Genomic DNA, 2,661 nt, shown 5'->3' on the forward strand with positions numbered 1-2,661 from the left:
GCGAGCTAGCTTGACGGTCAAGCCCCGGATTTCGGAACCCACCGTGATGATCAAGAAGTTTCTCCTGGCTGGCGTCGCCTCGCTGGTCGCCATCGGCGCGGCCTCGGCCGCCGACCTGCCGCGCCGCGAGGCGCCGCCGCCGGTCTTCACGCCCATCCCGGTCTTCACCTGGACCGGCTTCTACCTCGGCACCCATAGCTCGTACGCGTTCAGCGACCGTCAGAACATCCGCACCACCGGCAACGATGCGCTGACGCGGACCAACGTCGCCCTCAACCGGCGTCCGCAGAACTTCCGCTCCGAGCAGGACGGCATCGGCAACGTCGGTGGCGGCATCGGCTACAACTATCAGTTCACCCCGGGCTCCGGCTTCGTCGTCGGCCTCAACGCCGACGTCACCTGGACCGACATCAGCAAGCGTTACGGCTACCTCGGTCCCCTGACCCCCCTGAACCCGGTGCTGCGCGATCCCGCGACCTTCCGCCAGCGCCTCGACTACCTGGGCACCGTGCAGGGCCGCCTCGGCTACGCCTTCGACCGGTTCCTGGTCTACGGAACCGGCGGCTTCGCCTACGGCAGCGTCGATTACCGCGCCGACTTCTTCACCGGCACCAACGTCCTGGCCTATTCGGGCCGCTACAACGAAATGCAGACGGGTTACGCTTACGGCGGCGGCATCGAGTACGCGATCCCCACCGACAGCTTCCTGAACCGCTTCAACTTCATCGGCAGCCTGCTCGGCGCGAGCGCCATCACGCTGAAGGCCGAGTACCTCCACTACGACCTCGGCAGCCGCAACGTCATCGTGAACAACGTCGGCCTCCCCGCCGCCACGGGCTCCTACACCTCGCGCTTCGAGACCTCGGGCAACATCATCAAGGCCGGCTTCAACTACAAGTTCGGCGGCCTCTGAGCCGACCACGCTCCGGCCTCCTCGCGGGGCCGGGGCGTACGACGAAAGAAGGCCCCGCTCTCGCGAGCGGGGCCTTCTTTCGTTCCGGTCGTGCGCGGGCAAACCGGCCGGGGAACGCGCCGGGTCCGGTCGCCCGGCCCGCGCGCGTATGCCCCTCAGGTGCGCCAGGGATGGGCGGGCAGTTCGGTGGCACCGATGGAACTGGCGCCCGCCAGGGCCACGGCGTGATCGTTCTCCACCGTGGAGCCGCTGACGCCGATGGCGCCGGACATCTCGCCGTCCTTGTCCACGATCGGGATACCGCCCGGGAAGGTGATGAGGCCGTCGTTCGAATGCTCGATGCCGTAGAGGGGGCCGCCGGGCTGCGAGAGCTGCCCGATCTGCCCCGTCGTCATCCCGAAGAAGACGGACGTCTTCGCCTTCTTGTGCGCGATGTCGATGGAGCCGACCCAGGCACCGTCCATCCGGTAGAAAGCCTTGAGGTTGCCGCCGGAATCCACGACCGCGATGCACATCTGCGTGCCGAGTTCCACGGCCTTGGCGCGGGCGGCCTCGATGGCCTTGTGTGCGTCTTCGATGGTCACGTGCATGATGGGGTCTCCCTGGATACCGGTGAAGGTTCTCGTGTCATGCGGCCGCCGATCGGCGAGGCCCTGTCGATGGTGCGGCAAGGCACGCCGTAGCGGACGTCTGCTAACGGATGTCGGCGTGACTTGGTGCCGGACAGTCCGTGGTCATGCGCCAAACAAAAGGGCCGCCCCGAAGGGGCGGCCAAGTCGCGGGTTCTTAACGTTGCGCGACCCGGATGCTCAGCTGGCGGACATCGCGTTGGCCTTTTCGATCAGCGCCTCGGCCATGCGGATCGAGGCGATGTCGATGAGGCGGCCGTCGAGGGAGACGGCGCCGCGTCCCGCCTTGGCGGCCTCTTCCATGGCCTCGAGGATGCGGCGGGCCTTGGTGACCTCGGCCTCGGAGGGGGTGAAGACCTCGTTGGCGAGATCGATCTGGCTCGGGTGGATCGCCCACTTGCCCTCGAAGCCCAGGGCCGCGCAGCGGCGGGCGGCGGAGGTGTAGCCGTCCGGATCGGAAAAGTCGCCGAAGGGGCCGTCGATCGGGCGCAGGCCGTAGGCACGGCAGGCGATCAGCATGCGGTTCTGGGCGAACAGCCAGGGGTCCTGCCAATGGGTCTCGCGGTTGCCGGCCTCGTCCTTGTCGGTGAGCACCGAGAAGTCCTTGTTCACGCCGCCGATGACGGTGGAGCGGGCGCGGGTCGAGGCGGCGTAGTCGGCCACACCGAAGGACATGGCCTCCAGGCGCTTCGAGGAGGTGGCGATCGCCTCCACGTTGGCCATGCCCAGGGCCGTCTCGATCAGCACCTCGAAGCCGATCTTCTTCTCGCGCTTCTTGGCCTGCTCGATCTGGGTGGTCAGCACGTCGATGGCGTAGACGTCGGCCGGCACGCCGACCTTGGGGATCAGGATCATGTCGAGGCGCGGGCAGGCCTCCACGATGTCGACGACGTCGCGGTACATGTAGTGGGTGTCGAGACCGTTGATGCGGATCATCATGGTCTTGGTGCCCCAATCCAGGTCGTTCAGCGCCTGGATGATGTTCTTGCGAGCCTGCTCCTTGTCGTCAGGAGCAACCGCGTCCTCGAGGTCGAGGAAGATGACGTCGGCCTTGGAGCTGGCGGACTTCTCCATGAAGGTCGGGTTGGAGCCCGGGACGGCGAGTTCCGAGCGGTGGAG

Annotated in this window: 3 protein-coding genes; 1 reads left to right on the top strand and 2 read right to left on the bottom strand. The window is 67.1% G+C overall.

Annotated elements, in window-relative coordinates:
• Nucleotides 1-46: 46 nt before the first annotated feature.
• Nucleotides 47-913, top strand: coding sequence for a porin family protein (locus tag K2X24_RS23980; protein WP_292501852.1), 867 nt, complete (start codon nt 47-49; stop codon nt 911-913).
• Nucleotides 914-1,068: 155 nt separating this feature from the next.
• Here the strand turns inward: K2X24_RS23980 and K2X24_RS23985 are convergent, their stop codons facing one another.
• Entirely contained in the window at nt 1,069-1,503 is a 435-nt protein-coding gene (locus K2X24_RS23985; protein WP_292501854.1) for a heme-binding protein, read from the bottom strand.
• A gap of 219 nt (nt 1,504-1,722) precedes the next feature.
• Nucleotides 1,723-2,661 (bottom strand): CoA ester lyase (locus K2X24_RS23990; RefSeq protein ID WP_292501855.1); only part of this gene is annotated, 939 nt, incomplete at its 5' end.

Origin of the sequence: Methylobacterium sp., from assembly GCF_019750675.1 — a bacterium.
Taxonomy (GTDB): Bacteria; Pseudomonadota; Alphaproteobacteria; order Rhizobiales; family Beijerinckiaceae; genus Methylobacterium.

Coding starts and splice junctions, on each gene's coding strand:
- K2X24_RS23985 (WP_292501854.1), bottom strand. CDS start 1,503: ATGCACGTGACCATCGAAGACGCACACAAGGCCATCGAGGCCGCCCGC.
- K2X24_RS23980 (WP_292501852.1), top strand. CDS start 47: ATGATCAAGAAGTTTCTCCTGGCTGGCGTCGCCTCGCTGGTCGCCATC.